Source organism: Gymnodinialimonas sp. (assembly GCF_059726805.1).
Genome location: NZ_AP041059.1, coordinates 3,106,173 through 3,130,397, shown reverse-complemented (window position 1 = coordinate 3,130,397; position 24,225 = coordinate 3,106,173). Strand labels below are relative to the sequence as shown.

The 24,225-nt window shown below is 65.2% G+C and carries 24 protein-coding genes; 14 read left to right on the top strand and 10 right to left on the bottom strand.

Going from position 1 to position 24,225, the window contains the following annotated elements; genetic code table 11:
* Positions 1-130 precede the first annotated feature (130 nt).
* On the bottom strand, positions 131-1,948 hold the full coding sequence (gene typA / locus AC6I9R_RS15275; protein WP_461426426.1) for a translational GTPase TypA: 1,818 nt from the start codon (positions 1,946-1,948) through the stop codon (positions 131-133).
* A 148-nt stretch (positions 1,949-2,096) separates the two neighbouring features.
* Positions 2,097-2,516, bottom strand: coding sequence for an iron response transcriptional regulator IrrA (irrA, locus tag AC6I9R_RS15270; RefSeq protein WP_461426425.1), 420 nt, complete (start codon positions 2,514-2,516; stop codon positions 2,097-2,099).
* A 193-nt stretch (positions 2,517-2,709) separates the two neighbouring features.
* On the opposite strand from irrA, the gene fabA reads away from it, so the two are divergent.
* From fabA to AC6I9R_RS15235, 7 genes are all read left to right on the top strand, one after another.
* On the top strand, positions 2,710-3,219 hold the full coding sequence (fabA, locus tag AC6I9R_RS15265; protein ID WP_461426424.1) for a bifunctional 3-hydroxydecanoyl-ACP dehydratase/trans-2-decenoyl-ACP isomerase: 510 nt from the start codon (positions 2,710-2,712) through the stop codon (positions 3,217-3,219).
* Positions 3,219-3,893, top strand: coding sequence for a M50 family metallopeptidase (locus AC6I9R_RS15260; RefSeq protein WP_461426423.1), 675 nt, complete (start codon positions 3,219-3,221; stop codon positions 3,891-3,893). The genes fabA and AC6I9R_RS15260 overlap by 1 nt, the downstream gene beginning before the upstream one ends.
* 93 nt (positions 3,894-3,986) lie before the next feature.
* Positions 3,987-5,231, top strand: coding sequence for a beta-ketoacyl-ACP synthase II (locus AC6I9R_RS15255; protein WP_461426422.1), 1,245 nt, complete (start codon positions 3,987-3,989; stop codon positions 5,229-5,231).
* Between the two features lie 10 nt (positions 5,232-5,241).
* Positions 5,242-6,030, top strand: coding sequence for an enoyl-ACP reductase FabI (locus AC6I9R_RS15250; protein WP_461426421.1), 789 nt, complete (start codon positions 5,242-5,244; stop codon positions 6,028-6,030).
* Positions 6,031-6,221: 191 nt separating this feature from the next.
* On the top strand, positions 6,222-6,908 hold the full coding sequence (locus tag AC6I9R_RS15245) for a haloacid dehalogenase type II (RefSeq protein ID WP_461426420.1): 687 nt from the start codon (positions 6,222-6,224) through the stop codon (positions 6,906-6,908).
* Positions 6,908-7,741 (top strand): alpha/beta fold hydrolase, encoded by an 834-nt coding sequence (locus AC6I9R_RS15240; RefSeq protein ID WP_461426419.1) that lies wholly within the window; start codon positions 6,908-6,910, stop codon positions 7,739-7,741. Before AC6I9R_RS15245 ends, AC6I9R_RS15240 begins: the two co-directional genes overlap by 1 nt.
* Positions 7,738-8,718, top strand: a complete 981-nt coding sequence (locus AC6I9R_RS15235; protein WP_461426418.1) for a threonine ammonia-lyase — start codon at positions 7,738-7,740, stop codon at positions 8,716-8,718. The genes AC6I9R_RS15240 and AC6I9R_RS15235 overlap by 4 nt, the downstream gene beginning before the upstream one ends.
* On the opposite strand, the gene AC6I9R_RS15230 is transcribed toward AC6I9R_RS15235, so the two are convergent.
* The 3 genes from AC6I9R_RS15230 to pcaD all read right to left on the bottom strand — a co-directional run bounded on the left by AC6I9R_RS15230 (position 8,715) and on the right by pcaD (position 12,158).
* Entirely contained in the window at positions 8,715-9,932 is a 1,218-nt protein-coding gene (locus AC6I9R_RS15230) for a TCR/Tet family MFS transporter (protein WP_461426417.1), read from the bottom strand. The two genes, AC6I9R_RS15235 and AC6I9R_RS15230, sit on opposite strands and share 4 nt — an antisense overlap.
* Positions 9,933-10,068: 136 nt before the next feature.
* Entirely contained in the window at positions 10,069-11,370 is a 1,302-nt protein-coding gene (locus AC6I9R_RS15225; RefSeq protein WP_461426416.1) for a lyase family protein, read from the bottom strand.
* Entirely contained in the window at positions 11,367-12,158 is a 792-nt protein-coding gene (gene pcaD / locus AC6I9R_RS15220) for a 3-oxoadipate enol-lactonase (RefSeq protein WP_461426415.1), read from the bottom strand. The genes AC6I9R_RS15225 and pcaD overlap by 4 nt, the downstream gene beginning before the upstream one ends.
* A gap of 133 nt (positions 12,159-12,291) precedes the next feature.
* Between pcaD and AC6I9R_RS15215 the strand changes: the two genes are divergently transcribed.
* Together AC6I9R_RS15215 and AC6I9R_RS15210 are read left to right on the top strand one after the other, a co-directional pair.
* Positions 12,292-13,374 carry a Zn-dependent alcohol dehydrogenase gene (locus tag AC6I9R_RS15215; RefSeq protein ID WP_461426414.1) on the top strand — a complete coding sequence of 361 codons (1,083 nt, stop codon included), beginning with the start codon at positions 12,292-12,294 and terminating at the stop codon, positions 13,372-13,374.
* Between the two features lie 87 nt (positions 13,375-13,461).
* On the top strand, positions 13,462-14,682 hold the full coding sequence (locus AC6I9R_RS15210; protein WP_461426413.1) for a mandelate racemase/muconate lactonizing enzyme family protein: 1,221 nt from the start codon (positions 13,462-13,464) through the stop codon (positions 14,680-14,682).
* 89 nt (positions 14,683-14,771) lie between these two features.
* Here the strand turns inward: AC6I9R_RS15210 and AC6I9R_RS15205 are convergent, their stop codons facing one another.
* From AC6I9R_RS15205 to AC6I9R_RS15195, 3 genes are all read right to left on the bottom strand, one after another.
* On the bottom strand, positions 14,772-15,539 hold the full coding sequence (locus tag AC6I9R_RS15205; protein ID WP_461426412.1) for a FadR/GntR family transcriptional regulator: 768 nt from the start codon (positions 15,537-15,539) through the stop codon (positions 14,772-14,774).
* Positions 15,540-15,672: 133 nt separating this feature from the next.
* Positions 15,673-16,332, bottom strand: a complete 660-nt coding sequence (locus AC6I9R_RS15200) for a YiaD family glycine zipper/OmpA-like lipoprotein (RefSeq protein ID WP_461426411.1) — start codon at positions 16,330-16,332, stop codon at positions 15,673-15,675.
* Between the two features lie 192 nt (positions 16,333-16,524).
* Positions 16,525-17,379, bottom strand: a complete 855-nt coding sequence (locus AC6I9R_RS15195) for a methylated-DNA--[protein]-cysteine S-methyltransferase (protein WP_461426410.1) — start codon at positions 17,377-17,379, stop codon at positions 16,525-16,527.
* Positions 17,380-17,506: 127 nt separating this feature from the next.
* Here AC6I9R_RS15195 and nth point away from each other — a divergent pair, with 127 nt between their 5' ends.
* The 4 genes from nth to AC6I9R_RS15175 are packed head-to-tail and all read left to right on the top strand — an operon-like array spanning position 17,507 to position 20,304.
* A complete protein-coding gene (gene nth / locus AC6I9R_RS15190) occupies positions 17,507-18,178 on the top strand; it encodes an endonuclease III (protein WP_461426409.1) in 672 nt (223 codons plus the stop codon).
* Positions 18,175-18,600, top strand: coding sequence for a RidA family protein (locus tag AC6I9R_RS15185; protein ID WP_461426408.1), 426 nt, complete (start codon positions 18,175-18,177; stop codon positions 18,598-18,600). The genes nth and AC6I9R_RS15185 overlap by 4 nt, the downstream gene beginning before the upstream one ends.
* A complete protein-coding gene (locus AC6I9R_RS15180) occupies positions 18,597-19,592 on the top strand; it encodes an adenosine kinase (RefSeq protein ID WP_461426407.1) in 996 nt (331 codons plus the stop codon). Before AC6I9R_RS15185 ends, AC6I9R_RS15180 begins: the two co-directional genes overlap by 4 nt.
* Positions 19,593-19,608: 16 nt before the next feature.
* Positions 19,609-20,304, top strand: a complete 696-nt coding sequence (locus AC6I9R_RS15175; protein WP_497862960.1) for a cyclic nucleotide-binding domain-containing protein — start codon at positions 19,609-19,611, stop codon at positions 20,302-20,304.
* Between the two features lie 11 nt (positions 20,305-20,315).
* Here the strand turns inward: AC6I9R_RS15175 and AC6I9R_RS15170 are convergent, their stop codons facing one another.
* Positions 20,316-21,008: a cyclic nucleotide-binding domain-containing protein gene (locus tag AC6I9R_RS15170; protein ID WP_461426405.1), complete on the bottom strand. Its 693-nt coding sequence runs from the start codon at positions 21,006-21,008 to the stop codon at positions 20,316-20,318.
* A 189-nt stretch (positions 21,009-21,197) separates the two neighbouring features.
* On the opposite strand from AC6I9R_RS15170, the gene AC6I9R_RS15165 reads away from it, so the two are divergent.
* A complete protein-coding gene (locus tag AC6I9R_RS15165; RefSeq protein ID WP_461426404.1) occupies positions 21,198-23,393 on the top strand; it encodes a CHASE2 domain-containing protein in 2,196 nt (731 codons plus the stop codon).
* A gap of 13 nt (positions 23,394-23,406) precedes the next feature.
* On the opposite strand, the gene AC6I9R_RS15160 is transcribed toward AC6I9R_RS15165, so the two are convergent.
* Entirely contained in the window at positions 23,407-24,225 is an 819-nt protein-coding gene (locus AC6I9R_RS15160) for a FecR family protein (RefSeq protein ID WP_461426403.1), read from the bottom strand.

Below are 24,225 nucleotides of genomic sequence, written 5' to 3'. Positions count from 1 at the left end.
GCCGACTGGGCGGAGGCGGGAGCAACGGAAATGATTGAAAATAGGACGGCGGCAGCAATAGATTTATAAAACATACCCGCAGGTTAGTGGGGCGTGACCTTGCCTGTCACGCCCAAATTTCAGGCAGGCATCATCCGGCCCGCGCGGCGCGCTTGCGCTCGTGCGGGTCAAGGTGGCGCTTGCGCAGGCGGATGGCGTTGGGCGTCACTTCGACCAATTCGTCATCGTCGATATAGGCAATCGCCTGCTCCAGCGTCATCGTGACGGGCGTCGTCAGTTTCACCGCCTCGTCCGTGCCCGAGGCGCGCACGTTGGTCAGCTTCTTGCCCTTCAAGGGGTTCACTTCCAGATCGTTGTCGCGCGAATGCTCGCCGATGATCATGCCGGTATAGACGGGCGCTTGCGCGCCGATGAACATCTTGCCGCGATCCTCCAGATTCCATAGCGCGAACGCCACCGAGGTGCCGTTTTCCATCGAGATCAGAACACCCTGGCGGCGGCCCGGAATCGAGCCTTTGAACGGCGCCCATTCGTGGAACACGCGGTTCAACACGCCGGTGCCGCGCGTGTCGGTCAGGAACTCGCCGTGATAGCCGATGAGGCCCCGGGACGGGACATGGGCGATGATCCGGGTCTTGCCCGCGCCCGCCGGCTTCATCTCGGCCAACTCGCCCTTGCGCGCGCCGGTCAGCTTTTCGATCACCGCGCCGGAGTATTCGTCGTCCACGTCGATGGTGACTTCTTCGACGGGCTCGTGGCGGACGTCATCGATCTCGCGGAACAGGACCTGCGGGCGCGAGATGGACAGCTCAAACCCCTCCCGGCGCATGTTTTCGATCAGAACCCCCATCTGCAATTCACCACGACCGGCGACTTCAAAGGCCTCTCCGCCTGGGGTGTCGCTGATCTTGATGGCGACGTTGCTTTCCGCCTCTTTCATCAGGCGCTCGCGAATGACGCGGGATTGCACCTTTTTGCCGTCACGCCCTGCAAGGGGCGAGTCGTTGATGCCGAATGTCACGGTAATGGTAGGCGGATCAATGGGTTGCGCGTGCAGCGGCTCGTCCACGGCCAGCGCGCAGATGGTGTCGGCAACGGTGGATTTCGTCATCCCCGCGAGGGAGACGATGTCGCCTGCCAGCGCCTCGTCGATGTCTTGCTGTGCCAGACCGCGGAAGGCCTGGATGCGGGTGACGCGGAACTGTTCGATCTTCTCGCCCAGGCGGCTGAGCGTCTGGACCGTCTGGCCGACCTTCAGGCGACCCGATTCCACACGGCCCGTCAGCAGGCGCCCGACAAAGGCGTCGGCGCCAAGGGTCGTGGCGAGCATGCGGAAATCATCATCCTGGTTGTTGATCTGCTTGGGCGTCGGCACATGGTTCACGATCAGATTGAACAGCGCGTCAAGATGCTTGCGCGGCCCGTCCAACTCATGATCAGCCCAACCGGAACGGCCCGAGGCATACATATGCGGGAAATCCAACTGGTCCTCATTGGCGTCGAGGCTGGAGAAGAGGTCAAAGACCTCGTCCAACGCGCGATCCGGCTCGGCGTCGGGCTTGTCGACCTTGTTGAGCACCACGATCGGGCGCAGGCCCAGGGCCAGCGCCTTGGAGGTCACGAATTTCGTCTGGGGCATTGGCCCTTCGGCAGCATCGACCAGCAAGACGACCCCATCGACCATCGACAGGATCCGCTCCACCTCGCCGCCGAAATCGGCGTGGCCCGGCGTGTCGACGATGTTGATCCGCGTGCCCTTCCATTCCAGCGACGTGGGCTTGGCGAAAATGGTGATGCCGCGCTCGCGCTCCAGATCGTTGCTGTCCATGGCGCGTTCGGCCACGGCCTGGTTCTCGCGGAAGGCGCCGGATTGCTTGAGAAGCTCATCCACGAGGGTCGTTTTGCCGTGGTCAACGTGCGCGATGATCGCGATATTGCGGAGGTCCATTGTGATGGCCTTTGTCGGGTATGGGAGTTATTGACGCGCGCTTAGGGGGTTTTGCGCGGAATGGCTAGAGCCATATCGCGCAAGGGTGCCATGATCGCCGCGAGAAGCGTCATGCAAGTTAACGGCGTTAAGCTTTTGATCTGACGGCTTACGACTTTTCGCGCAGGCGGATCACGACGTCGACCTTCGCGATCTCATACCCTTCGGGCACGTCGGGCAGCGATTTGATCTGCAACTCTGCCGAAGGCGCGTCCGTCAGTGTGCCACAGCCTTCCAGATAGAAGTGCGGGTGGTCATCGACGCGGGTGTCAAAATAGCTGCGGTTGCCGTCAACGGTGACTTCCTGCATCAGCCCCGCGTCGCAAAACGCGCGCAACGTGTTGTAGACCGTCGCCAGCGAGACCTTGTCGCCGGTGTGCAGCACCGCCTCATGCAGGCTTTCCGCCGTGACGTGACGGTTCTGACCATCGCCCACAAGCAAGGACGCCAGCGCAAGGCGTTGGCGGGTGGGGCGCAGCTCGGCCTGACCGAGCCAGGTTTGCGAGCGTTCGAGGGCTTCGGGGGTCATGGTCCCGGGGCTTTCTATAAGGTCGATGTCCCATATATGGCGTTTTGCGAGCGCTTTGCAAATGGCGAACTATGTCGCGCCGCACTTGGTGCATTTTGTTGCATATGCCCGCGCCCTTGCGCCGGAAAAGGCGCGGGTGATAGACGGGACGCCAGCCGCATGCGGCACCAAACAAGACGAGCAGGGGGCCTTCATGTCCAACTATCCAACGAGCTTTGACCGCGATGACCTGCTGCGCTGCGCGCGCGGAGAGCTTTTTGGCGAGGGAAATGCGCAGCTGCCCGAGCCGCCGATGCTGATGATGGACCGGATCACTGACATCTCGGGCGATGGCGGCGCGCACGGCAAGGGACATGTCGTGGCCGAGTTCGACATCACGCCCGAGGCCTGGTTCTTCGAGTGTCACTTTCCCGGCAATCCGATCATGCCGGGCTGTCTGGGCCTCGACGGCCTATGGCAGCTGACCGGCTTCAACCTCGGCTGGCGCGGCTGGCAGGGGCGCGGCTATGCGCTGGGTGTGGGTGAGGTGAAGCTGACCGGCATGGTGCGGCCGGACCGTAAGATGCTGACGTATTATGTGGATTTCACCAAGGCGATCCAGACGCGGCGGTTGACAATGGGCGTCGCCGATGGCCGGGTCGAGGCCGATGGCGAGGTGATCTATATGGTCAAGGATATGAAGGTCGCCTTGAGCGAAAGCTGATGACCTTCCTGCGCGGACATTGGCAGTTAATCGCGTTAACGATTGCGGTGTTTGCCCTATGGTCGACACCCGTCGTGTTGCCGTTGAAACTGCTGGTCGTCTTCTTTCATGAGCTGTCCCACGCCGTGGTCGCATTCCTGACCGGCGGCTCGGTCGAAAGCCTTTCGGTCAATTTCCAGCAGGGCGGCGAGGTCTGGACGCGGGGCGGATCGCGGTTCCTGACCCTGACGGCGGGGTATCTGGGATCGCTCGCCATCGGGGCGGGGCTGTTGCTCGCGGCGCTTCGTTCGCGGCACGACAAGGCCCTTTTGGGCGGGATCGGCGTGGTGATGCTGGTGGTGCTTGTGCTTTACGTGCGCGACATCCCGGCGCTGATCATTTGCGGCCTGACAGGCGCCGCGCTGATCGCGGCGGCGCGCTTTTTCAGCGAACAGATCTGCGACCTGATCCTGCGCGTGATTGGCCTCAGCTCGCTGATCTACGTGCCCTACGACATCTTCGACGACACGCTGCGGCGTTCCGAGTTGAACTCGGACGCGCGGATGCTGGCCGAGGAAATCGGCGGCACGACGATGATGTGGGGCGGCCTGTGGCTGATCATCAGCCTTGCGGTGATTTACTGGTGCCTGCGAAAGGGCCTGGGGGCTGACAGCAACCTGCACTTCACCCGCTAAATGGTTGCACCGGGCGGGGGCGACCGCCTAGATACCCCCCAAGACGCTGCAACAGGGGCGCGCCACGGATCGCGCCGGACGGGAGGTTTGCACATGAGACGAGTCGTCGTGACGGGGTTGGGCATCGTGTCGCCCATCGGGAACAACGCCGCCGAGGTGACGGAGAGTCTCAAGGCGGGTCGCTCGGGCATTGAGGCCTCGCCGGAAATGGCGGAGCACGGGTTTCGCAGCCAGATTGCCGGCACGCTGAAGATCGACGTGGCCGAGCATGTCGACAAGCGCGCGCTGCGGTTCATGGGGCCGGGTGCGGCCTATGCCTATATCGCCATGGGTCAGGCCATTGCCGATGCGGGCCTTTCCGAGGATGAAGTGGTGAATGAGCGCACAGGGCTGATCGCAGGCTCGGGCGGGCCGTCGACCTCGGCCATGTTCACCGCGCACCAGACGGTGATCGAAAAGGGCGCACCGAAGCGGATCGGGCCCTTCGCGGTGCCTAAATGCATGTCGTCCACGATCAGCGCGAACCTGTCCACGGCCTATAAGATTAAGGGCATTAATTATTCGATCACCTCGGCCTGTTCGACGTCGCTGCACTGCATCGGCTCGGCTGCCGAACAGATCATGATGGGCAAACAGGACGTAATGTTTGCCGGCGGCGCGGAGGAATTGGATTGGACGCTCTCGTGCCTTTTCGACGCCATGGGCGCGATGTCGTCGAAGTATAACGACACGCCCGAACGCGCGAGCCGCGCGTTTGATGCGGACCGTGATGGGTTCGTGATCGGCGGCGGCGGCGCCATTTTGGTGCTGGAAGAGATGGAGCGCGCGGTGGCGCGCGGCGCGAAGATCTACGCGGAAGTGACGGGCTTTGCCGCTACCTCCGATGGCCACGACATGGTGGCCCCATCGGGCGAAGGCGGTGAACGCGCGATGCGCCTGGCGATGCAGACCCTGCCCGAGGGCCGCAAGGTGGGCTACATCAACGCCCACGGCACCTCCACCCCCGTGGGCGATGTGGGCGAGGTCGAGGCAGTGCGCCGGGTCTTCGCGCCCAATGCCTTGTACGAGGGCAGCACGCCGGTGATTTCCTCAACGAAATCAATGACCGGCCACGCTCAAGGCGGGGCGGGTGCGTTGGAGGCAACGTTCTGCCTTCTGATGCTTGACGGCGATTTCATCACGCCCTCGATCAACGTCGAAACGCTCGACCCGGCGCTTGACCCGGCAGAGATCGCGACCAGCTTCAAGGCGGACGCGGGCCTCGACACCGTGATGACGAATTCCTTTGGTTTTGGCGGCACGAACGGCTCCATGCTGCTCAGCCGGTTTGAGAAGTGAGAGTCTGAAAATGGCTGATTTGATGAAGGGTAAGCGGGGCCTGATCATGGGTGTCGCCAATGAGCGGTCCATCGCATGGGGCATCGCCAAAGCGCTGCACGCCGAAGGGGCGGAGCTGGCGTTTTCCTATCAGGGCGAGGCGTTCGGCAAGCGGTTGGAGCCGCTGGCGGGTTCGGTCGGCAGCACCGTCATGGTGGATGTGGACGTCAACAACGACGAGTCCATGGACGCCTGTTTCGCGACCTTGAAGGAGGAGTGGGGCAGCCTTGATTTCGTGGTCCACGCCATCGCCTATTCCGACAAGAACGAGTTGACTGGGCGTTTCATCAACACGACGCGGGCGAACTTCAAGAACTCGCTGACGATCAGCTGCTACTCGTTCATTGACGTCGCCAAACGGGCGTCGGAACTGATGCCGGATGGGGGCACGTTACTGACGTTAACCTATCAGGGGTCGAACCGGGTGACGCCGTTTTACAACGTGATGGGGGTCGCGAAAGCGGCACTTGAGTCGTCGGTTCGGTATCTCGCCAATGACCTGGGGCCGCAGGGCATCCGCGTGAACGCGATCTCGCCGGGGCCGATGAAAACCCTTGCGGGGGCCGCCATCGGCGGGGCGCGCAAGACGTTCAAGACGACAGAGGCCAATGCGCCGATGCGGTCAAATGCAACGTTGGAGGCGGTCGGCGGCACGGCGGTTTACCTCGCCTCGGACTATGGGGCTTGCACCACCGGAGAGATCGTCTGCGTCGACGGCGGTTTCCATGTACTGAGCATGGCGCAGCCCGAAAACCTGTGATTTCAAGCAAATAGCACGCCTGCGGCGCGTTCCTTTTTTTAGGGGCGCCCAAGGGCGCGGGGGGCTCTGCCCTCTGGCGTCTTTTCGCGAAATCGAAAAGATCGCCTCCCCCGGGATATTTCCGGAACGGGGAAGGAGGGGCGTTGCGGCGCATGGGTGGGCGTGGCAGGTTTCCCGCAAGGGAGATGTCCATGACCAGGATCACAACATGTATTTTTGACGCTTACGGCACGCTTTTTGACGTGGCGGCGGCGGCGCGGGAGTTGGCAGGGCAGCCGGGGCGGGAGGCCTTTGCGGAGGTCTGGATGCAGGTGGCCAATGACTGGCGCTTGAAGCAATTGCAGTATTCGTGGCTGCGGGCCGTGGCGCGGGATCATTGCGATTTCTGGAAGGTGACGGGCGACGGGCTCGACTGGGCATTGGCGCGCGCGGGGCTGGAGGATGCGGAGCTGCGCGAGGCGTTGATGGGTCTTTACTGGACGCTGGAAGCTTACCCGGAGGTGCCGACCATATTGGCGATGCTGAAGGAAGCGGGGTTTCAGACGGGGATCTTATCGAATGGATCGCCTGCCATGCTGGAAGGCGCGGTGAAGAGCGCGGGGATCGGTGACATGCTTGATGCGGTGTTGAGCGTGGAAGACGTTGGCGTCTTCAAGCCGGACGCGCGGGTTTATGACATGGTGGGCGCGCGGTTTGGCTGCGCGCCGGGGGAGGTTCTGTTCGTCTCGGCCAATGGCTGGGACGCGGCGTTTGCGGCGGCCTACGGGTTTGACACGCTGTGGGTGAACCGGGGCGGCGAGCCGATGGATCGGCTGTCCGGCAGGCCGGGGCGCGAGGCAGAGGATTTGACCGGGGTGCCTGTGATGGCGAGCATGTAATGGATTTTGTGACCGCCGCAGACGGGGTGCGTCTGGCCTATGATGACCAAGGGCAGGGGGCGGCGTTGCTGTGCCTGCCGGGCCTGACGCGGAACATGGATGATTTTGAGCCCGTGTTGGATCACTACGCAGGGCGCGCGCGGGTCATTCGGATGGATTTCCGGGGGCGCGGGGCCTCGGACTACGCGGATTTCGCCACCTATTCGCCGATGCAGGAGGCCCAGGATGTGGTCGCACTGCTGGATCATCTGGGGCTTGCGGGTGTCTGTGTTCTGGGCACCTCGCGCGGCGGGCTCGTGGCGCTGATGATGGCGGTGATGGCGCGCGACAGGCTGTCTGGGGTGATCTTTAACGACATCGGGCCGGAGGTCATGGCCGAGGGGCTGTCAGCGATCATGGATTACATCGGAAGGCCCCCGTCAGCGACGTCGTTGGAAGAGGCCGCCGCGGCCGTGGCCGCGTATTATGATGGGACGTTTCGCAATGTGCCCGCCGCCACCTGGGCTGACTTCGCCCGCCGTGTGTGGCGCGAGGAGGGGGGCAGGTTGCATCTGCGCTATGACCCGAAGTTGCGTGACGCGGTCGCACCGGCCTTCGCGCCGGACTTCGTGGCGCCGGATCTTTGGCCGTTGTTTGATGCGCTCGCGGGCCTGCCGCTTGGCTTGATCCGGGGGGCTCAGTCCAACATTCTCTCCGCTGAGACCGCCGCTGAGATGCGGCGGCGGCGTCCTGATATGGCGTTTGTGGAGCTCGGCGACCGGGGCCATGTGCCGTTTCTGGACGAGCCGGGCGCGCAGGCGGTGATCGACACGGTCCTGGAGCGCTGCGCATGATTACGATCGAGGATATCGAGGCCTCTGCCGCGCGGGCCGAGGGGGTCGTGCGGCGCACGCCGTTGCTATCATCGCCTTTCGTGGATGAGATCGCGGGCAGGCCGGTGTTCCTCAAGGCCGAGGTTCTGCAGCACACCGGATCGTTCAAGTTTCGCGGCGGCTGGTCGGCGTTAACGGCGTTAACCGATGCGGAACGCGCCCGCGGTGTGATCGCCTATTCCTCGGGCAATCACGCCCAGGGCGTGGCGCGCGCGGCGGAGATGTTGGGCGTCCCGGCGACGATCCTGATGCCCTCGGACGCGCCCGCCTTGAAGATTGCCAATACCCGCGCGATGGGCGCGGAGGTGGTGCTTTATGACCGGGCGGGCGGTGAGGACCGGGCCGTGATCGGCACGCGGCTGAGCGCAGAAAACGGGCTGACGCTGATCAAGCCCTATGACGATCCGAGCGTGATGGCAGGCCAGGGCACCTGCGGGTTGGAGATCGCGGAACAGGCGGCGGAAATCGGGGTCCACTCGGCGACAGTGCTGACCTGTTGCGGCGGGGGCGGGTTGACCTCGGGCATTGCGACGGCGCTGGCGGCGAAGGCGCCGGGTTTGAAGGTGCGCCCGGTGGAGCCGGAGGAGTTCGACGACGCAGCGCGGTCTTTGGCGGCGGGCGAAATTCTTTCAAACACCGGTGCGGAAGTGGGGCTGTGCGATGCGGTGTTGACCCGCGCGCCAGGCGCGCTGACCTTTCCGGTCATGCAGCGCCTGTGCGGCCCGGGGATCGTGGTGACGAATGCCCAGGTGAAGTCGGCGATGCGGGTGGCTGCGAGCCGCTTGAAGTTGGTGGTGGAGCCGGGCGGGGCGGTGGCCCTGGCGGCGGCGCTCTTCCACGGGGATGCGCTGGACGCAGATCGCCCCGTGATTGCGACGCTGTCGGGCGGGAACGTAGATTTGGGTTTGTTTTCAACGATCTTGGCGGAAGAGGCCTAGACCTCCGACGCGGGCGCGGGCACTGGCCTGTGGGTGCTTGCGAAGATCGCGAAGGCCCCTAGCATCAGCACGGCGGCCACCAGGAACGGCGCGCCGGGCAGGGTGAGTGTCGCGTCCTCGCGGGTGAACCAGAAGAAGGCCTGGGTCATGATCAGCGGGCTGAGGATCATCGAAAGCGATGAGATGGAGGCGAGGACGCCCTGCAACTCGCCCTGCTGGTCCGCTCCGGCGGCGCGGCTCATGACGCCCTGCATCGCGGGGGCGACGACAGCGCCGACAGCCGAGATCGGGATCAGCACCCAGATCATCCAGGCCTCGGTCGCGAAACCGTAGAGGACGAGGCAGGCTGTGTTGAGGATCAGCCCCCAAAAGACTGTGCGCCCGGTGCCAAGGCGCGCAAGGATTAACCGAATTAACCCCGCTTGCACGACTGCGATGGCGACACCGTAGACGCCGAGTGAAAAGCCGATCATCCGCGACGTCCAGCCGAAATTGGCCTGACCGTAGTAGGCCCAGATCGCAGGGTAGACGAAGTTGGCGATCTGGTAGGCGAGCATGACCACCAAGAGAAGGCGGACGCCGGGCAGGGCGCCGATCTGCATCAGCCCGCCCGCCGGGTTGGCGCGGCGCCATTGGAACGGGCGGCGGCGGTCCTTGGGCAGGCTTTCGGGCAGGATGAAGTAGCCGAATGCGAAGTTGGCGGCGGCCAGACAGGCGGCGGCGACAAAGGGCGCGCGGGGGTCGATGTCCCCCAGAAAAGCGGCCAGCAGCGGGCCGAAGACGAAACCCATCCCGAAGCCTGCCGAAATGAGGCCGAAGTTCTGCGCGCGCTTATCGGGCGGAGAGATGTCGGCCATGTAGGCCAGCGCGGTCGCGTGGGTGCCTGCCGCGATGCCCGCCACGATGCGCCCGATGATCAGAAGCCAGATCGTGCCCGCAAGGCTCATCACGACGTAATCCGCCGCTAAAACGGCCAGCGAGACCAGCAGGATCGGGCGCCTGCCGAAACGGTCCGAGAGGTTGCCGAGGGTCGGCGAGCAGAGGAATTGCATCACCGCATAGGTGGATGACAGCACGCCGCCCCAAAGCGCGGCGTTCGCCAGGCCCGCCCCGCGCACCTCGGTGATCAGGTCGGGCATGACCGGCAGGATCAGGCCGATGCCCATTGCGTCGATGGTGACGGTGATCAGGATGAACAGGGTGGGGAGGCGCATGGGGGGCAATCGTGCTTGGATGTGTCAAGCTAGATTGACAGTTCTGGGGGTGCAAGGGGCGATTGCGGGATTGGCGCCCGGGGGGAAGGCTTTGGGCAGCGACCCCTCCTCCGGGCTGCGCCCGTCCTCGCAGCTGTCACATATCGCGGGCGGCTTTCACGAAGGCGCGGGCCTCTTGTGGGGCTTGGCCGAGGCTTTCCAGGTCGGGCAGTGGCGAGTCGGGGTGGGCTTCGGCGACCAGTGTGGGAAGGGGGCGACCTTTGGCAAGGGCCTCTTTCGTCAGTCGCTTGACCTCAGCCGCCGCGTCGGGGCGGCGCAGGGTCGCGGTGAGGGCGAAGGACAGCGCCTCGGCATGGATCAAGCCGAGCGGGTCGTTGAGGCGATCGGCCATGGACTCGGCCTGGGGGGTGATGCTGCGGGCGAGATCGCCGCCGAGGGCGCTGGCCCGGGCCGCCATGGAGACCAAGGGCGGCAGGGTCAGCCATTCGGTGAACCAGCTGGCGCCGTCGCGGGCCTCGCCATGGGGGACCGACAGGACGGCGGCTTGCGCGGGCGCGGTGCGGGCGAGTGCCACGAGGGCCGAGGCCACAACGGGGTTCTGTTTCTGCGGCATGGTGGAGGAGGCCCCGGCACCGCCGAGGCTGATCTCGCCCACGTCGGACCGGCTGAGGCGCAGGACGTCCTCGCCGATCTTGCCCATCGTCACGGCGACAGCGCTAAGCCACTGCGCGATCTCGATAATTCGGGAGCGTTCCGCGTGCCACGACTGCTGCGGGTCATTGAGCCCCAGGGCCTCTGCGAGGGCCTCGCGCAGGGCCAACGGGTCGCGGCCGAGCTGGCTGGATGTGCCCGCCGCCCCTGACAGCGACACGCAAAGCGCCTGCGCGCGCAGGTCCGGCAGGCGGTCAAGCAGGCGGATGACCGGCCAGCCCCAGGACGCCGCCAGCGCGCCGAAGCTGCTGGGAACGGCGACCTGGCCATAGGTCCGCGCGGCCATCGGCGTCTCTGCATGGGCCTCGGCCAGATCGGTTAACGCCGTTAACACCTCGCGCAGCCGCGCCTCGATCAGCGTGAGGATCTGGCGCAAGCGCAGGCTTTGGGCGGTGTCCTGAATGTCCTGGGAGGTCGCGCCCCAATGCAGGTATTGCGCGTGTTCCGGCGCCTCCAACGCTTGGCGCATCGCCGCCACCAGAGCCGGCACGAGGACGCCGTTCATCCCGCCAAGACCCATGGGGTCGATCTGGATCTCCATCGTGGCGCGGTGCAGGAACGCGCTCGAGACCTCGGGGATCACCCCCGCGGCCCCCTGCACCTTGGCCAACGCGCCCAAGACCAGCATCATCGCCCGCACCTCGGCACTGTCAGACAACAGCCGCGCAACCTCGGCGTCGCCGAACAGGTCGCGATGGATTACGCTGTCAAAGACAGAGGTGCTCATGGCACGTGCCCGATATCACTAAGGAATGACGTCAGATGGGCGGCGTAGGTCTGCGGGTCTTCCACGCAGGGCAAATGCCCGGTGCCACGCATCAGCTCGAACCGGGATCCGGGGATCAGGTCGGCCAGTTCGCGCACAAGATCAGGGGGCGTCGCGCCATCGCGGTCCCCCGCAATCACCAGGGCAGGCAAGCGCAAGGCGGCGGTGGTCGCATAGAAATCGCTGCCGGCAATCGCGGCAGAGCAGCCCGCGTAGCCATCCTCGGGGCAGGTCTCGACCATCCGCCGCCAGGGGGCAACGGCGGGGCTGTCGCGGAAACGGGGCGCAAACCACCGCTCCAGGATTGCCGGGGCCATGGACGCCAACCCGTCCGCGCGCAGGGTGGAGATCCGATCCTCCCACATCTGGCGGGTGCCGATCTTGGCGGCGGTGTTTGACAGCACGACCGCACGCACCAGATCTAGCCGCTTTGCCGCCAACCCCTGGGCGATCAAACCGCCAATCGAGAGCCCGATAAAGACCGCATCGCTTACCGCCAGCGCGTCCATCATCCGCTCCGCGTCGTGCACCAACGCGCCCATCGTGTAGGGCGGCGCAGGGCAGGTCGACAGCCCGTGGCCGCGCTTGTCGTAGCGGATGATCCGCAGCCCCTTGGGCAGGAGCGGCACGACCGGATCCCACAGCCGCAGGTCCGTCCCCAGCGAATTGCCAAACACGACCGCCGGGCCATCCGCAGGCCCCTCGACCTGCACATGCAGGGTCATATCGTCAAACGTCAGAATATCCATGGCCCGTTTGTTCCCCATTCCGCCACTTCGGCGCAAGCCGATACCGTCGGTACCGGCGCGCGGGATGACGCAATTCCCCTCGCATTTCGGCCCAACACCCGCAATGGTGGGCGTCAACCTGTCGGAGATAGCCATGCCCAAGACGATCCGCGCCGCCCTTTGCCATGAACATGGCGCGCCGCTTTCCATCGAAGAGATCACCCTGCGCGACGCCGCAGCCGGAGAGGTCGAGGTCACTCTGGACGCGGTGGCGATCTGCCATTCCGACATCTCCTATATGGAAGGCGCCTGGGGCGGGGATCTGCCAGCGGTCTATGGCCATGAGGCGGCCGGACGGGTGACGGCGGTGGGCGACGGCGTGGCCCTATCGGTCGGGGACCGTGTCATCGTGACCCTCGCCAAATCCTGCGGCCAGTGCCCGTCCTGCGCCTCGGCGCAACCGATGTATTGCGGCGGCAACACGCCAGAGGCCCAGGTGCTGACCACCACAAGCGGCGGCCCGGTCGTCAAGGCGATGAATTGCGGTGCCTTTGCCGAGGCGGTCGTCGTCCACGCTAGTCAGACCGCGCCAATCGGCGATGACATTCCCTCGGACGTCGCCTGCCTGCTCGCCTGCGGCGTGCCCACGGGCGTCGGTGCCGCGATCAACACGGCCAAGGTAAAGCCCGGCGACAAGGTTGTGGTCATCGGCGCAGGTGGCGTGGGCCTCAACGCGATCCAGGGCGCGCGCATCGCCGGTGCGGCGCGGATCGTGGCGATGGATCTGGAGGAGAAGAAACTGACAGACGCGCTGGAATTCGGCGCCACCGACACGCTGCCCGCCCAAACGAAAGAGCCCTGGAAAGCGCTTTCCAAGATCCTCGGCGGCACGCTTGCCGATCACGTGTTCGTCTCCGTCGGCGCCATTCCCGCCTACGAGAGCGCCCTGCGCCTCTTGGCTCCGCGCGGCACCGCCTATGCCGTGGGCATGCCCCACTCTGGGGACACCACCCCCTACGAGCCTGTGGTCCTCGCCGCCACGGGCCAGGGCATCCGAGGCTCATTCCTCGGCGAGATCGTCCTCAAACGCGATATCCCCTGGATGGTGGACCTCTATTCCCAAGGGCGCTTGAAGCTCGACGAACTCGTCTCCGCCCGCTGGACCCTCGACCAGATCAACGAGGCCATCGCCGACACCAACTCCGGCCAGGCCCGCCGCAACGTCATCACCTTCTGATCCACCGCGCCACGCCCCTCATTCCCCGTTCCTGAAATATCCCGGGGGGTGCGGGGGGCTGGCCCCCCGCTTCGGAGCATCCACCCCATGCGCCTCGACAGCCTAGAGATCTTCGCCGTCGCCCCCCCGCCCCCCGGCTGGGGCGGGCGCTATTGGCTGATTGTGCGCGTCACAACCGATTGCGGCCTCACGGGCCTGGGCGAAGTCTACGCCGCAGGCGTCGGGCCCGAGGCGATGAAGCACGTCATCCAGAACGTCTTCACCCGCCACATGCAGGGCGAGGACCCTGCAAACATCGAACTGATGTCGCGCCGGGCCCATTCTTCAGGCTTTACCCAGCGCGCCGATCCCACGGTCTTTGGCGCCTTTTCAGGCCTGGAGATCGCCTGCTGGGACATCCTCGGCAAGGCCCGCGATTGTCCCGTCTACGCGCTTCTGGGTGGCAAGATGAACGCCCAGATCCGCGCCTATACCTACCTTTACCCAGAGCCGCACCACGACACTGCGGCCTTCTGGACGTCACCAGAGATGGCAGCTGAATCCGCCGCCGCCCGGGTGGCCGAAGGCTACACCGCGGTGAAGTTTGACCCCGCTGGCCCCTACACGATGCGCGGCGGTCATATGCCGGCGCTCAGCGATATCGACCTCTCGGCGCGGTTCTGCGCCACGATCCGAGATGCGGTCGGCACCAAGGCCGACCTCCTCTTCGGCACCCACGGCCAGTTCGCCCCGTCCGGCGCGATCCGGCTGGCCAAGGCCATCGAACCCCATGATCCGCTCTGGTATGAAGAACCCATCCCCCCTGACAATCTGCCGGGTCTGGCCGAGGTCGCGGCCCACACCAGCATCCCCATCGCGACCGGTGAGCGCCTGACCACCAAGGGTGAGTTTCTGGAGGCGCTGCGCCACGGCGCGCGCATTCTTCAGCCCGCCCTGGGCCGCGCGGGTGGGATCTGGGAGGCCAAGAAAGTCGCCACCCTGGCCGAGGCCTGGGGCGCGCAACTGGCCCCGCACCTTTATGCGGGTCCCGTCGAGTGGGCAGCGAATGTGCATCTGGGCGTGAGTTGTGCCAATCTCCTGATGGTCGAAGCGATTGAAACGCCGTTCCATGAGGCCCTGGTCACGGGCCGTCCGAAGGTTGAAAACGGCTTCGTCCAGGCCCCCGAGGCCCCCGGCCTGGGCATCACGCTGAATGACGATGTGGCAAATGCCAACCTCTACACCGGCGACCGCCTGCATCTGGAGATGCAGGAAGCGCCCTGCGATTGGCAGAACGGCAATTCCTTCGGCGGCGGTGCGGTGGACTGAACGGCCGGTGGGTTTCACCCACCCTACACCCGCTCTGCGGCCCCCCCCCACACGGGGCCTGTAGGGTGGGTGAAACCCACCGTTTGCCCCTACCTCTCGCGCTCATGGGCATAGCGTAGCCGCGCGATTTCCTCGTTCTTTTCCGAGGCTTTGAGCGCACTCATCTCTTCTTTCACATAGTCCAGATGCTGGATCACGGCGGCCTTCGCGGCCTCTGCGTCGCGCTCCTGAATGCCGGTGTTGATCGCGCGGTGCTGATCCAGAAGCATGTCGCGGGTGGTGCGGTTCTTGAACATCTGCTGGCGGTTGAAGAACACGCCTTGGCGCAGCAGGTTGAAGCTGGCGCGCATCATGTGCAGCAGGATCACGTTGTGGCTGGCCTCGATGATCGCCAGATGGAACTCGGCGTCCAACTCGGCCTCATCGGCGGGGTTTCTCTTGCGATGGGCCACTTCCATCTTCTTGAAGATGGTGTCGATGACCTTCAGATCGGTGTCCGAGCCATGGATCGCAGCGCGCTCTGCGGCGATCCCTTCGAGGTCCTGGCGAAACGAGATATAGTCGAAAACGGCTTCTTCATGGGCGGCCAGCAGGTCGATCAGAGCTGGCGAAAACGCCGAGCCCAAGACGTCGGCCACATAGATTCCCGCGCCCGCGCGGGTGGCCAAAAGCCCCTTCTCCTGCAACTCCGCCACCGCCTCGCGCAGCGACGGGCGCGAGACGCTCAGGCGTTCGCTCAGCTCCCGCTCAGAGGGCAAACGCTCTCCGGGGCGCAGGATGCCGCGCAGGATCAACTGCTCGATTTGCTTGACCACAGAGGCCGAGAGCTTCTCGGCCTCGATGCGTTGGAAAGGCATGGGACGCCTCCTTCGAAATTGGTCAAACGATATGACCACTGCGCGGGGCTGTCCACCCAAGATCGAAGCGCGCCACAAACGAAAACGGCCCGCCCGATGGGGCAGGCCGTTGATTTCAAGCCGAAAACAAGGATCAGCGGGGGCGAATAATCACTTCCACGCGGCGGTTCTGCTGCCGCCCCTCCGGTGTCAGGTTGGTCGCGATCGGCGCGCTTTCACCGCGCCCGAGCGAGCGCACGCGCGAGGGCGCAACGCCCGCTTCCAGCAGAACGCCCGCCACCGCTTGCGCGCGGCGCGTCGACAGGTCCTGGTTGTAGGCCGCAGATCCGGTGTTGTCGGTGTGACCCACAACCTCGACACCCGTCGCGGGGTATTGATTGAGGTTTGCCGCCAGCGCGCGCAGGTCCGATTGCAGGCCCGCGCGGATCGCGGCGCTGTCGATGTCGAACAGGATGCCCTCGGGCATGGTCACGATCAGCTCGGACCCGGTGTTCTCGATCAGGATGCTGTCGTTGGCCAATTGCCCGCGCAGGTCCTGCGCCTGACGGTCGAGCGCGTTGCCGATGGCCCCGCCCGCCGCCGCGCCGATGGCCGCCCCGACCAGCGCATTGCGGCCCTGATTTTCGTCGTTGGAGGCCGCGCCCAGGAAGCCGCCCAGAAGACCGCCGATGACGGCGCCGTCGCGGGTGCGGTTTTGCTCGGGCCCGCCCGGGGCCACAGTGTTGCCGACGCAGGCGGTCAGCGCCAATGCGGCGGCGCTTGCCAGAAGAAGTGGTTTGATCAGAAGTGCCATGAGTGCTTGCCCTTTAAGCCAGTGCCCCGTTTCCCGACGAGACTTATTGGCGGCTGTATATCAGGCCTTTGGCCCCGGCACAGGGGGAAAAGAGCGGCGCGCGCGCCACGGGCAGGACGGCGCCGATGGCGCCTTGCGGGGCGGCCCCTCCTCCCTATCGCCCCTTTTAGGGACGAACGGTCCTCGCAGCGTTCAGGCGGCTCCGTCCTCTGTGGTGGCGGCTTCCCAAGCGAGCATCGCGCGTTTTACGGGCAGGCCCCAATGGTAGCCGCCAAGCCCGCCGGATTTGCGCAGCGCGCGGTGGCAGGGGATCAGCCAGGAGATCGGGTTGCGGCCCACGGCGGTGCCCACGGCGCGCACCGCGCGGGGCTTGCCGATGGCGCCGGCGATCTCGGAATAGGTTGTGACATGGCCTGTGGGGATGGACAGCAGTGCCTCCCACACCTTGATCTGGAAGGGCGCGCCGATCAGGGACAGATGCACATCGCCGCTGCCAGTGAACGCGGCCTCGGCCATGGGCTTCAGGGCCATGGGATCTTCGACGTAGGTGGCGTTGGGCCAACGAGACCGCAGGTCTGCCATCGTGGGCTCTGGCCCGGTTTCTGAGGCGAAACCGATGCCGCAGATGCCTTTATCAGTGGCCATCACCAGGGCCGGGCCGAAAGGGCTGTCGAACCAACCCCAGCGGATCGTCAGGCCCTCGCCGCCCGAGGCATAGGTGCCGGGGCTCATCGCTTCCCACCGCAGGAACAGGTCGTGCAGGCGGCCGCCGGAGGTTAGGCCAGTTTCGCCCACGGTGTCGAGCACGGTAAAGCGATCCGCCAGAAGGCGGCGCGCATGGTCCAGCGTCAGGTATTGCTGGTAGCGCTTGGGGCTGACGCCGACCCAGCCCGAGAACGTGCGCTGGAAATGCGCGGGGCTCATGTCGAGCGCCTTGGCCAGATCATCGAGGGTCTGATGCGGGTTGGCGTCGATCAGATCCAGCGCCCGGCGCATGACGTTGAAATGGTAGCTGTTGGCGGCGTCGGGGGCAGTGGTGTGGGACATGGCTTGGATCTCCTTAACGCCGTTAACGTATCGGGCGGGGAGGGGGGCCGCGACCCGGTTCTTGCGGGATGATCGTGCTGTTTTGGGGGGCTTGTCGGGCCGCGCGCGGCAGGCCAAAAGGGAGGCCATGGCCAAGTCACTCCCCTACCATACGATTCACGAGATTTTCACCCGGTTTCGCGCCGCCGAGGCCGAGCCGAAGGGCGAGTTGCACCACGTCAACGCCTACACGTTGGTGGTTGCCGTGGCGCTGTCGGCTCAGGCCACCGATGCGGGGGTGAACAAGGCCACGGGGCCGCTTTTCGCCCTCGCAGATACGCCGCAAAAGATGCTCGATCTGGGGTTGGAGCGGGTAACGGAGATGATCAAGACAATCGGTCTCTACCGGAATAAAGCCAAGAATGTCATAAAATTAAGCCAGATCCTGGTGGATGAGTATGGCGGCGAGGTGCCCTCGTCCCGGACTGCGCTGCAATCGCTGCCGGGTGTCGGGCGCAAGACCGCGAATGTGGTGCTGAACATGTGGTGGGGGATGCCCGCCCAGGCCGTGGACACGCATATCTTCCGGGTCGGCAACCGGACGTTGATTGCCCCCGGCAAGGATGTGGACGCGGTCGAGCGCGCGGTGGAGGACAATATTCCGGCCGAGTTCCAGCTGCACGCGCATCACTGGCTGATCCTGCACGGCCGCTACATCTGCGTCGCGCGCAAGCCCAAGTGCGGCGCGTGTCTGATCCGCGATCTCTGCGTGTTTGAGGACAAGACACCGGATCCGCTGCCGGGAAAGTCCAAAGTATGAACCGCGACCCTGCTGCCCATGCGCGCCTGTGGCGCGACAACGTTTCATCCGGCTCGTACCTGGAGCCGCAGATCGGCTTTTCCCGCGCCGTGCGGATCGGCAATACCGTTGCCATCGGCGGCACCGCCCCGATTGCGGCGGGTGGCGGCACAGACTGTATCGGGGACGTCTATGGCCAGACCAAACGCTGCCTGGAGATTGCTTTAACGGCGTTAACCCAAGCCGGCGGCACGGCAGATGACGTCATCCGCACCCGTATAATCCTGACTGACATCAACACCTTCGACGCAGCCGCCCGGGCCCACGCCGAGGTTTTCACAGACATCCGCCCCGTCACCACGGTGATGGCGGTCACCGCTTTCGTTGATCCCGACTGGTTGGTCGAGATCGAGCTCGACGCCATTCTAAAGGAAGAAACATGACTCAAACCTACGACCTCGTGGGCATTGGCAACGCCGTTGTCGATGTCATCTCTCATGCCGATGACAGCTTTCTCGACAACATGGGCATCCAGAAGGGCATCATGCAGTTGATCGAGCGTGAGCGCGCCGAGATCCTTTACGGCGCGATGACCGACCGGGTGCAGGCCCCCGGCGGGTCGGTCGGCAACACGGTTTACGGCGCGGGCTCTCTGGGCCTGAAGACGGCGTTTCTGGGCAAGGTGAAGGACGACGCGCTGGGGCTCTTCTATCAAAACGGCATGGCGGCGGACGGCATCGATTTCCCCAATCCGCCGGTCTCGGGCGCCGAGATCGCGCCCACCACGCGGTCGATGATCTTCGTCTCGCCCGACGGCGAGCGGTCGATGAACACCTACCTTGGCGCGGGCGCGGATTTCGATGAAGGCGACGTGGACGCTAGTGTTGCCGGCGACACACGCTACCTGTTTCTGGAGGGCTACCTCTACGACAAGGATGAGGGGAAGCGGGCGTTTACCGCCGCGGCTCAGGCCTGCCACGCGGGCGGGGGCAAGGCCGGCGTGACGCTGTCAGATCCGTTCTGCGTCGACCGCCACCGCGACGATTTCCGCCGTTTGATCACCGAGGAAATGGACATCGCCCTTGGCAATGAAGAGGAGTGGCTGTCGCTGTTTGAGGTGGAGGATATCAACGACGCGCTGGCCCAGGCGTCTGCGGTTTGCGAGACGGTGGTGTGCACCCGCTCCGGCGATCCCGTGATCCTGATCCAGAACGGCACCCGGGTCGAAGTGCCCGTCACCCGGGTCACGCCGGTCGACGCCACCGGCGCGGGTGACCAGTTCGCGGCGGGCTTCCTTTACGGGGTGGCCACGGGGCAAACCATGGAAACGGCAGGGAAAATGGGTGTCGCGGCGGCAGCAGAAGTGATCGCCCATGTCGGCCCCCGCCCGAAACGACCGCTGCGCGAGGTCTTCGCCGAGCAAGGCCTGATCTAGGCCGGACGGGACGCAGGTGATCGACTTTATCGCACATCTGAGTACCGGTGGCGGCATGACGGCGATCCTGGCGCTTGGGCTTATGTTCAAACTGACCGGATTCGCTGTCCGCGACGAATTGTGGCTGCGGGTGTTCGTCGTCTGCGGGTTTGTCTGTGATGCCGCCTACTACTTCTTCCGCGCCGATCCGATCCTTCCCTCGGTCCTCCTGTCCAACATCGCGCTGCTGGCGGTCAACGTGATCTTCATCGCCATGATCGTGTTCGAGCGCACGACTTGGCGGATGTCAGAAGATGACCGGAAAACCTTCGCCCATTTCCCGACCCTCACCCCCGGCCAGTTCCGCAGGTTGCGCAAGATGCTGATCGCCCAGGCCGTAGAGCCCGGAGAGGTGCTCACGAAAGAGGGGGAGGCGGTCGCCGACCTGATGCTGGTCTTCGCGCCCACCATCCTGATCGCCAAACACGGCGAAAGCTTCCCCATCGCGGGTCCGTCCTTCGTGGGCGAAGTGGCGTTCCTGACGGGCAATCCCTCCAGCGCCGATGTGAGTTTGCCCGAAGGTGGCACGGTAATGCGGATCAATAGCGCGGCGCTGCGCACGCGGATGACCCGCTCGCCGGCGTTCAATAACGCAATGGTGGCGCTTTTCGGGGCGGAACTGGCGCGCAAGGTCGCGGATTCGGTGCCGATGGAGCGGGCAGCGAAACGTTAACGCGTTAACGCCTACCCCGCAGCCACCCCCGCCCGATCCCGGTTTGAGGCCTCAATCTTGCGTTGCGCCTCAATCTGCAGGGCGTTTGACACGGCCAGGGCAAATTCATGGTCCACTTCCAGCTCTCGGATCAGGGCGGCGCGGGGCAGGGTGAAGATGCGCGCCTCTGACGTGATTTCCACGTCTGCGGTGGCCTCTCCGCCGTGCATGATCGTCATCTCTCCGATCAGGGCCGTCGGCCCGATCGTTGCCACCACGGTGCCATGGGCGCAGACATCGGCGCTGCCCTGGGCCACGTAGACCAACTCATGCACGGGGGTGCCTTGGCGGGCCAGGACGGTCCCGGCGCTGACCGTTTGCCAGCGCCCCAAGCGCAGGAACTTGCGCGCCAGATGCGGGGACAGGGCGCTGAAATGGGCGCTGAGAAACGCCCTTTCCTCGTCCGAGAATCGCAGCTGACTGCGCGCCCAGGCCATCCGCCCCAGGCCGATAAGCGACAGGGTGATCCAGGACACCTGGATCAGCAGCGACGACAGGTTGAACGCCTCCACGAGGCTGACCAGCACCGCCATCGCGGCGAGCATATTCATCACCGTATAGGTGATGGAGCTGCCGCGCAGCAGCCCCAACTGCAACCCACCGTAGGCCGCAAGATAGAGGGCAACCCCGACAAGTCCGGAGGTTGACCAGATCGAAAATTCCATGGGCAGCTTTTCCTTGAAGCTGAAAGAGGCCCCGTGTCGCGGCAAAGGGTGGACTGCCACACCGGCCCTGTCAAATCCATCCCCGACGCCAGAAGGGTTTGCGACGACACGGAAAATCCGCCACCATCCGCTCTGAGCCGAGAGGAAAACCGTGCCACGACACACCGCGCATAGACCAAGGGCCGCCCGATGTCCCGGGTGACGGTCGTGCTGGGCATTGCGGTGACGGCGGCGATGGTAGGGCTGACGGCGTTCCCGCCGCCCATCCTCGACCGCGCGCGCGATGCAATCTTTGACGGCTATCAGCGCAGCGCGCCCCGCGCGTACGACCCAGGCGCGCCCGTCCACATCATCGATATCGACGAGGCCGCGCTGGAGGCCTACGGCCAATGGCCCTGGCCGCGCAGTTACATGGCCGAGATGACGGACCGTCTGTTCGATCACGGCGCGGCGGCGGTGGGGTTCGACGTGCTCTTCCCCGAGCCTGATCGCACTTCGCCCGATCTGATCGCGGAAAGCTGGACCCGCTTCACCGATGCCCTCCCGCCCGTGCTGCCCGACCTCGGGATTGCGCCCCATGATGCACGCTTTGCCGATGCCATTCGCGACCGCCCCGTCGTGCTGTCGGTCGCGGGCGGGTTTGACGGCGCGATGCCGGAAGCGGTCGCGGGCTTTGCCGTCACCGGGGCCACGCCGACCACGCTGACGGCCTATCCCGGCGCGATCAGCAATCTGCCCGAACTGACCGCAGCGGCCAGCGGCATCGGCACGATCAGCCTGGGGCGCAATGCCGACGGGATCACGCGCACCGTCCCCATGGTGTCCGATTTCGGCGGCGTGCTGATCCCGTCCCTGTCGGCGGAGCTTTTGCGCGTGGCCCAGGGCGCGGGCGGGCATGTGTTGCGCACGACGGAGGCGTCCGGCGAGGTGTCGGGCGGCACCGCCGCGGCGACCGCCATGCAGACCGGCGCGCTGGCGTTCCCACTGGAAGCCGACGGGCGCATCCGGATCTATTACGCCGGATACCAGGCCGCGCGCGTGACCCCCGTGGGCGATCTGTTGGAGGCCGATGGCATTGACCCCACCTTGCAGGAGCGGTTGGCGGGGCGGATCATCCTTGTGGGCTCCAGCGCGCAGGGGCTCTTTGACATCCGTACCACGCCGCTCGATGGCCAGATTGCGGGCGTCACGCTTCATGCTGAAATCATTGAACAAATCGTGGCGGGCGCTTTCCTGTCGCGGCCTGACTGGATGCGCGGCCTGGAGATTTTGATCGTCGCACTGGCGGGTCTTTCCCTGACGATCCTGAACCGGTTGGAACGCCCGGTCCTGGGCCTTGCGGCCGCGCTGGGTGTCAGCGGCGGCTCGGTCGCGGGCGGCATATTCGCGTTTGCTCAAGCGGGGCTGTTGTTCAGCCCGCTGATGGCGGTCCTGACCTCCGTGCTGGTCTATATTCCCGGCACGACCCTGGGGTATCTGGCCAAGGAACGCGCGCGCCGCTCGATCCGTGAGCGTTTTGCCCGCTTCCTGCCGCCGCCGCTAATTGCCGAGATTGAGAAGAACCCCACCGCTGCGCTCACGCCAGAAGGGGCGGAACGGGATTTGACCGTGATGTTCGTCGACATGCGCGGGTTTTCCACAGTCTCCGAAGGCATGCCGCCGAACCAGGTGGTTACGCTCGTTAACACTTTCCTTTCTGCCGTGGCCGAGACGCTGGTGGATCACGGGGCGACCATCGACAAATTCATGGGCGACGCGGTGATGGCGTTCTGGAATGCCCCGATTGAGCGCGAAGACCACGCGGCCGCCGCCCTGGGCGCCTTGCACGCCGTCAACGATGCGGCGGAACAGGCGAATTTCATGCTGACCTCGCAGGGGCTGCCGCGTGTGAACCTTGGCGTGGGGCTGAACACCGGGCCTGCCTCGGTCGGGCTGATGGGCTCGCGCGATCGGCTGTCTTACACCTGCATCGGCGATAGCGTGACGCTCGCCGCGCGGCTGGAGGGGCTGACCCGGATCTATGGCACGCGAAATTGCGTGGGGCCGAATACCGTGGCCCATTGCCCGCCGCATTTGCAGGCGGTTTCGCTGGATTTGATTGCCGTGAAGGGCTTTGCGCGGGCCGTCGATGTCGCCACGGTTCTGCCGCGCATGACACCGGGGCTGGCGGACTTCGCCCGCGCCCTGGCCGAGGCCCGCGCCACCTACATCGCGCGCGATTGGCAGGGGGCAGAGGCGGCCTTCATGAAGGTCGCCAGGATCAAGGTGCCGACAATTAACACCGGGCTTCTCGCGCAGCTGTACCTCGACCGCATTGCGACCCACAAACAAAATCCCCCGCCCGAAGGATGGGCGGGGGAATATGTCGCGCTGTCAAAGCGTTAGGGCACGGCCTGCGTCAGAAACAGCCCGGCGCGGGATCCAGCGGGTTGCAGGTTGTGATGTCGGTCTGAATGATGATCTCGCGTTCCGGCAGGCCGTCCAGCAGGTCGTCAAAGCGGAAATCGTCATCGAAAATCTCAGGGTCGAACTCTTCCCCTTCGGTCGAGACGGGGCCGCGATCCGATGGGTTGGGGTCGCCGACGCCCGAGCCCAGGCCCGTGCCGCCGCCGCCGCCAGGCGCGCCGTCGATCAGCGCCAGGATCTGCGCCAGAAACGCCGGGTTCACCCGGCCCTGGTATCCATCTTCGGTCAAGACGCCGCCCCGGCGGCTGGTACAGGCGCGTCCGCGCGCCGAGGAAATACACAGGCGTTCCCCGGCCAAAAACACCGTCGTCGTCTCGCCGTTCAGATGCACGACCAGCGCGCTCGATCCACGGATGCCGATGGTGGCCGTGGGCGTTGTCACCGTCGCCTCTTGCCCGCGCGACAGCGTGCCGCCGATGAAGCGCAGCGCGCCCTGGGTCATCTGCAGGCCCATCTGGCCCGTGCCGTCGGGGTTGAACACAAACTGGTCCAGCACAATCGTCGTGTTGGGCGCCAGCGACAGGGTCGTCTGGTCCACGAACAGGATCTGTCCCCGGCCCGAGGCGGAGGAGGCAATCGTCTCGTCCTGAACCACGCCCGTGCCCAGGCCAAGCGTGCGGGTGCCCGCACCCGGCGGGGTGCCACGCAGGGTCGGCTCGGAGGAGGCGACAGTGCCGATGTTCTGGGCCGCGACCGGAGCCGCCAATGCCAGCGCCGCCGCTGCGGCAAATGCGAATGTCTTGAAGGGCAT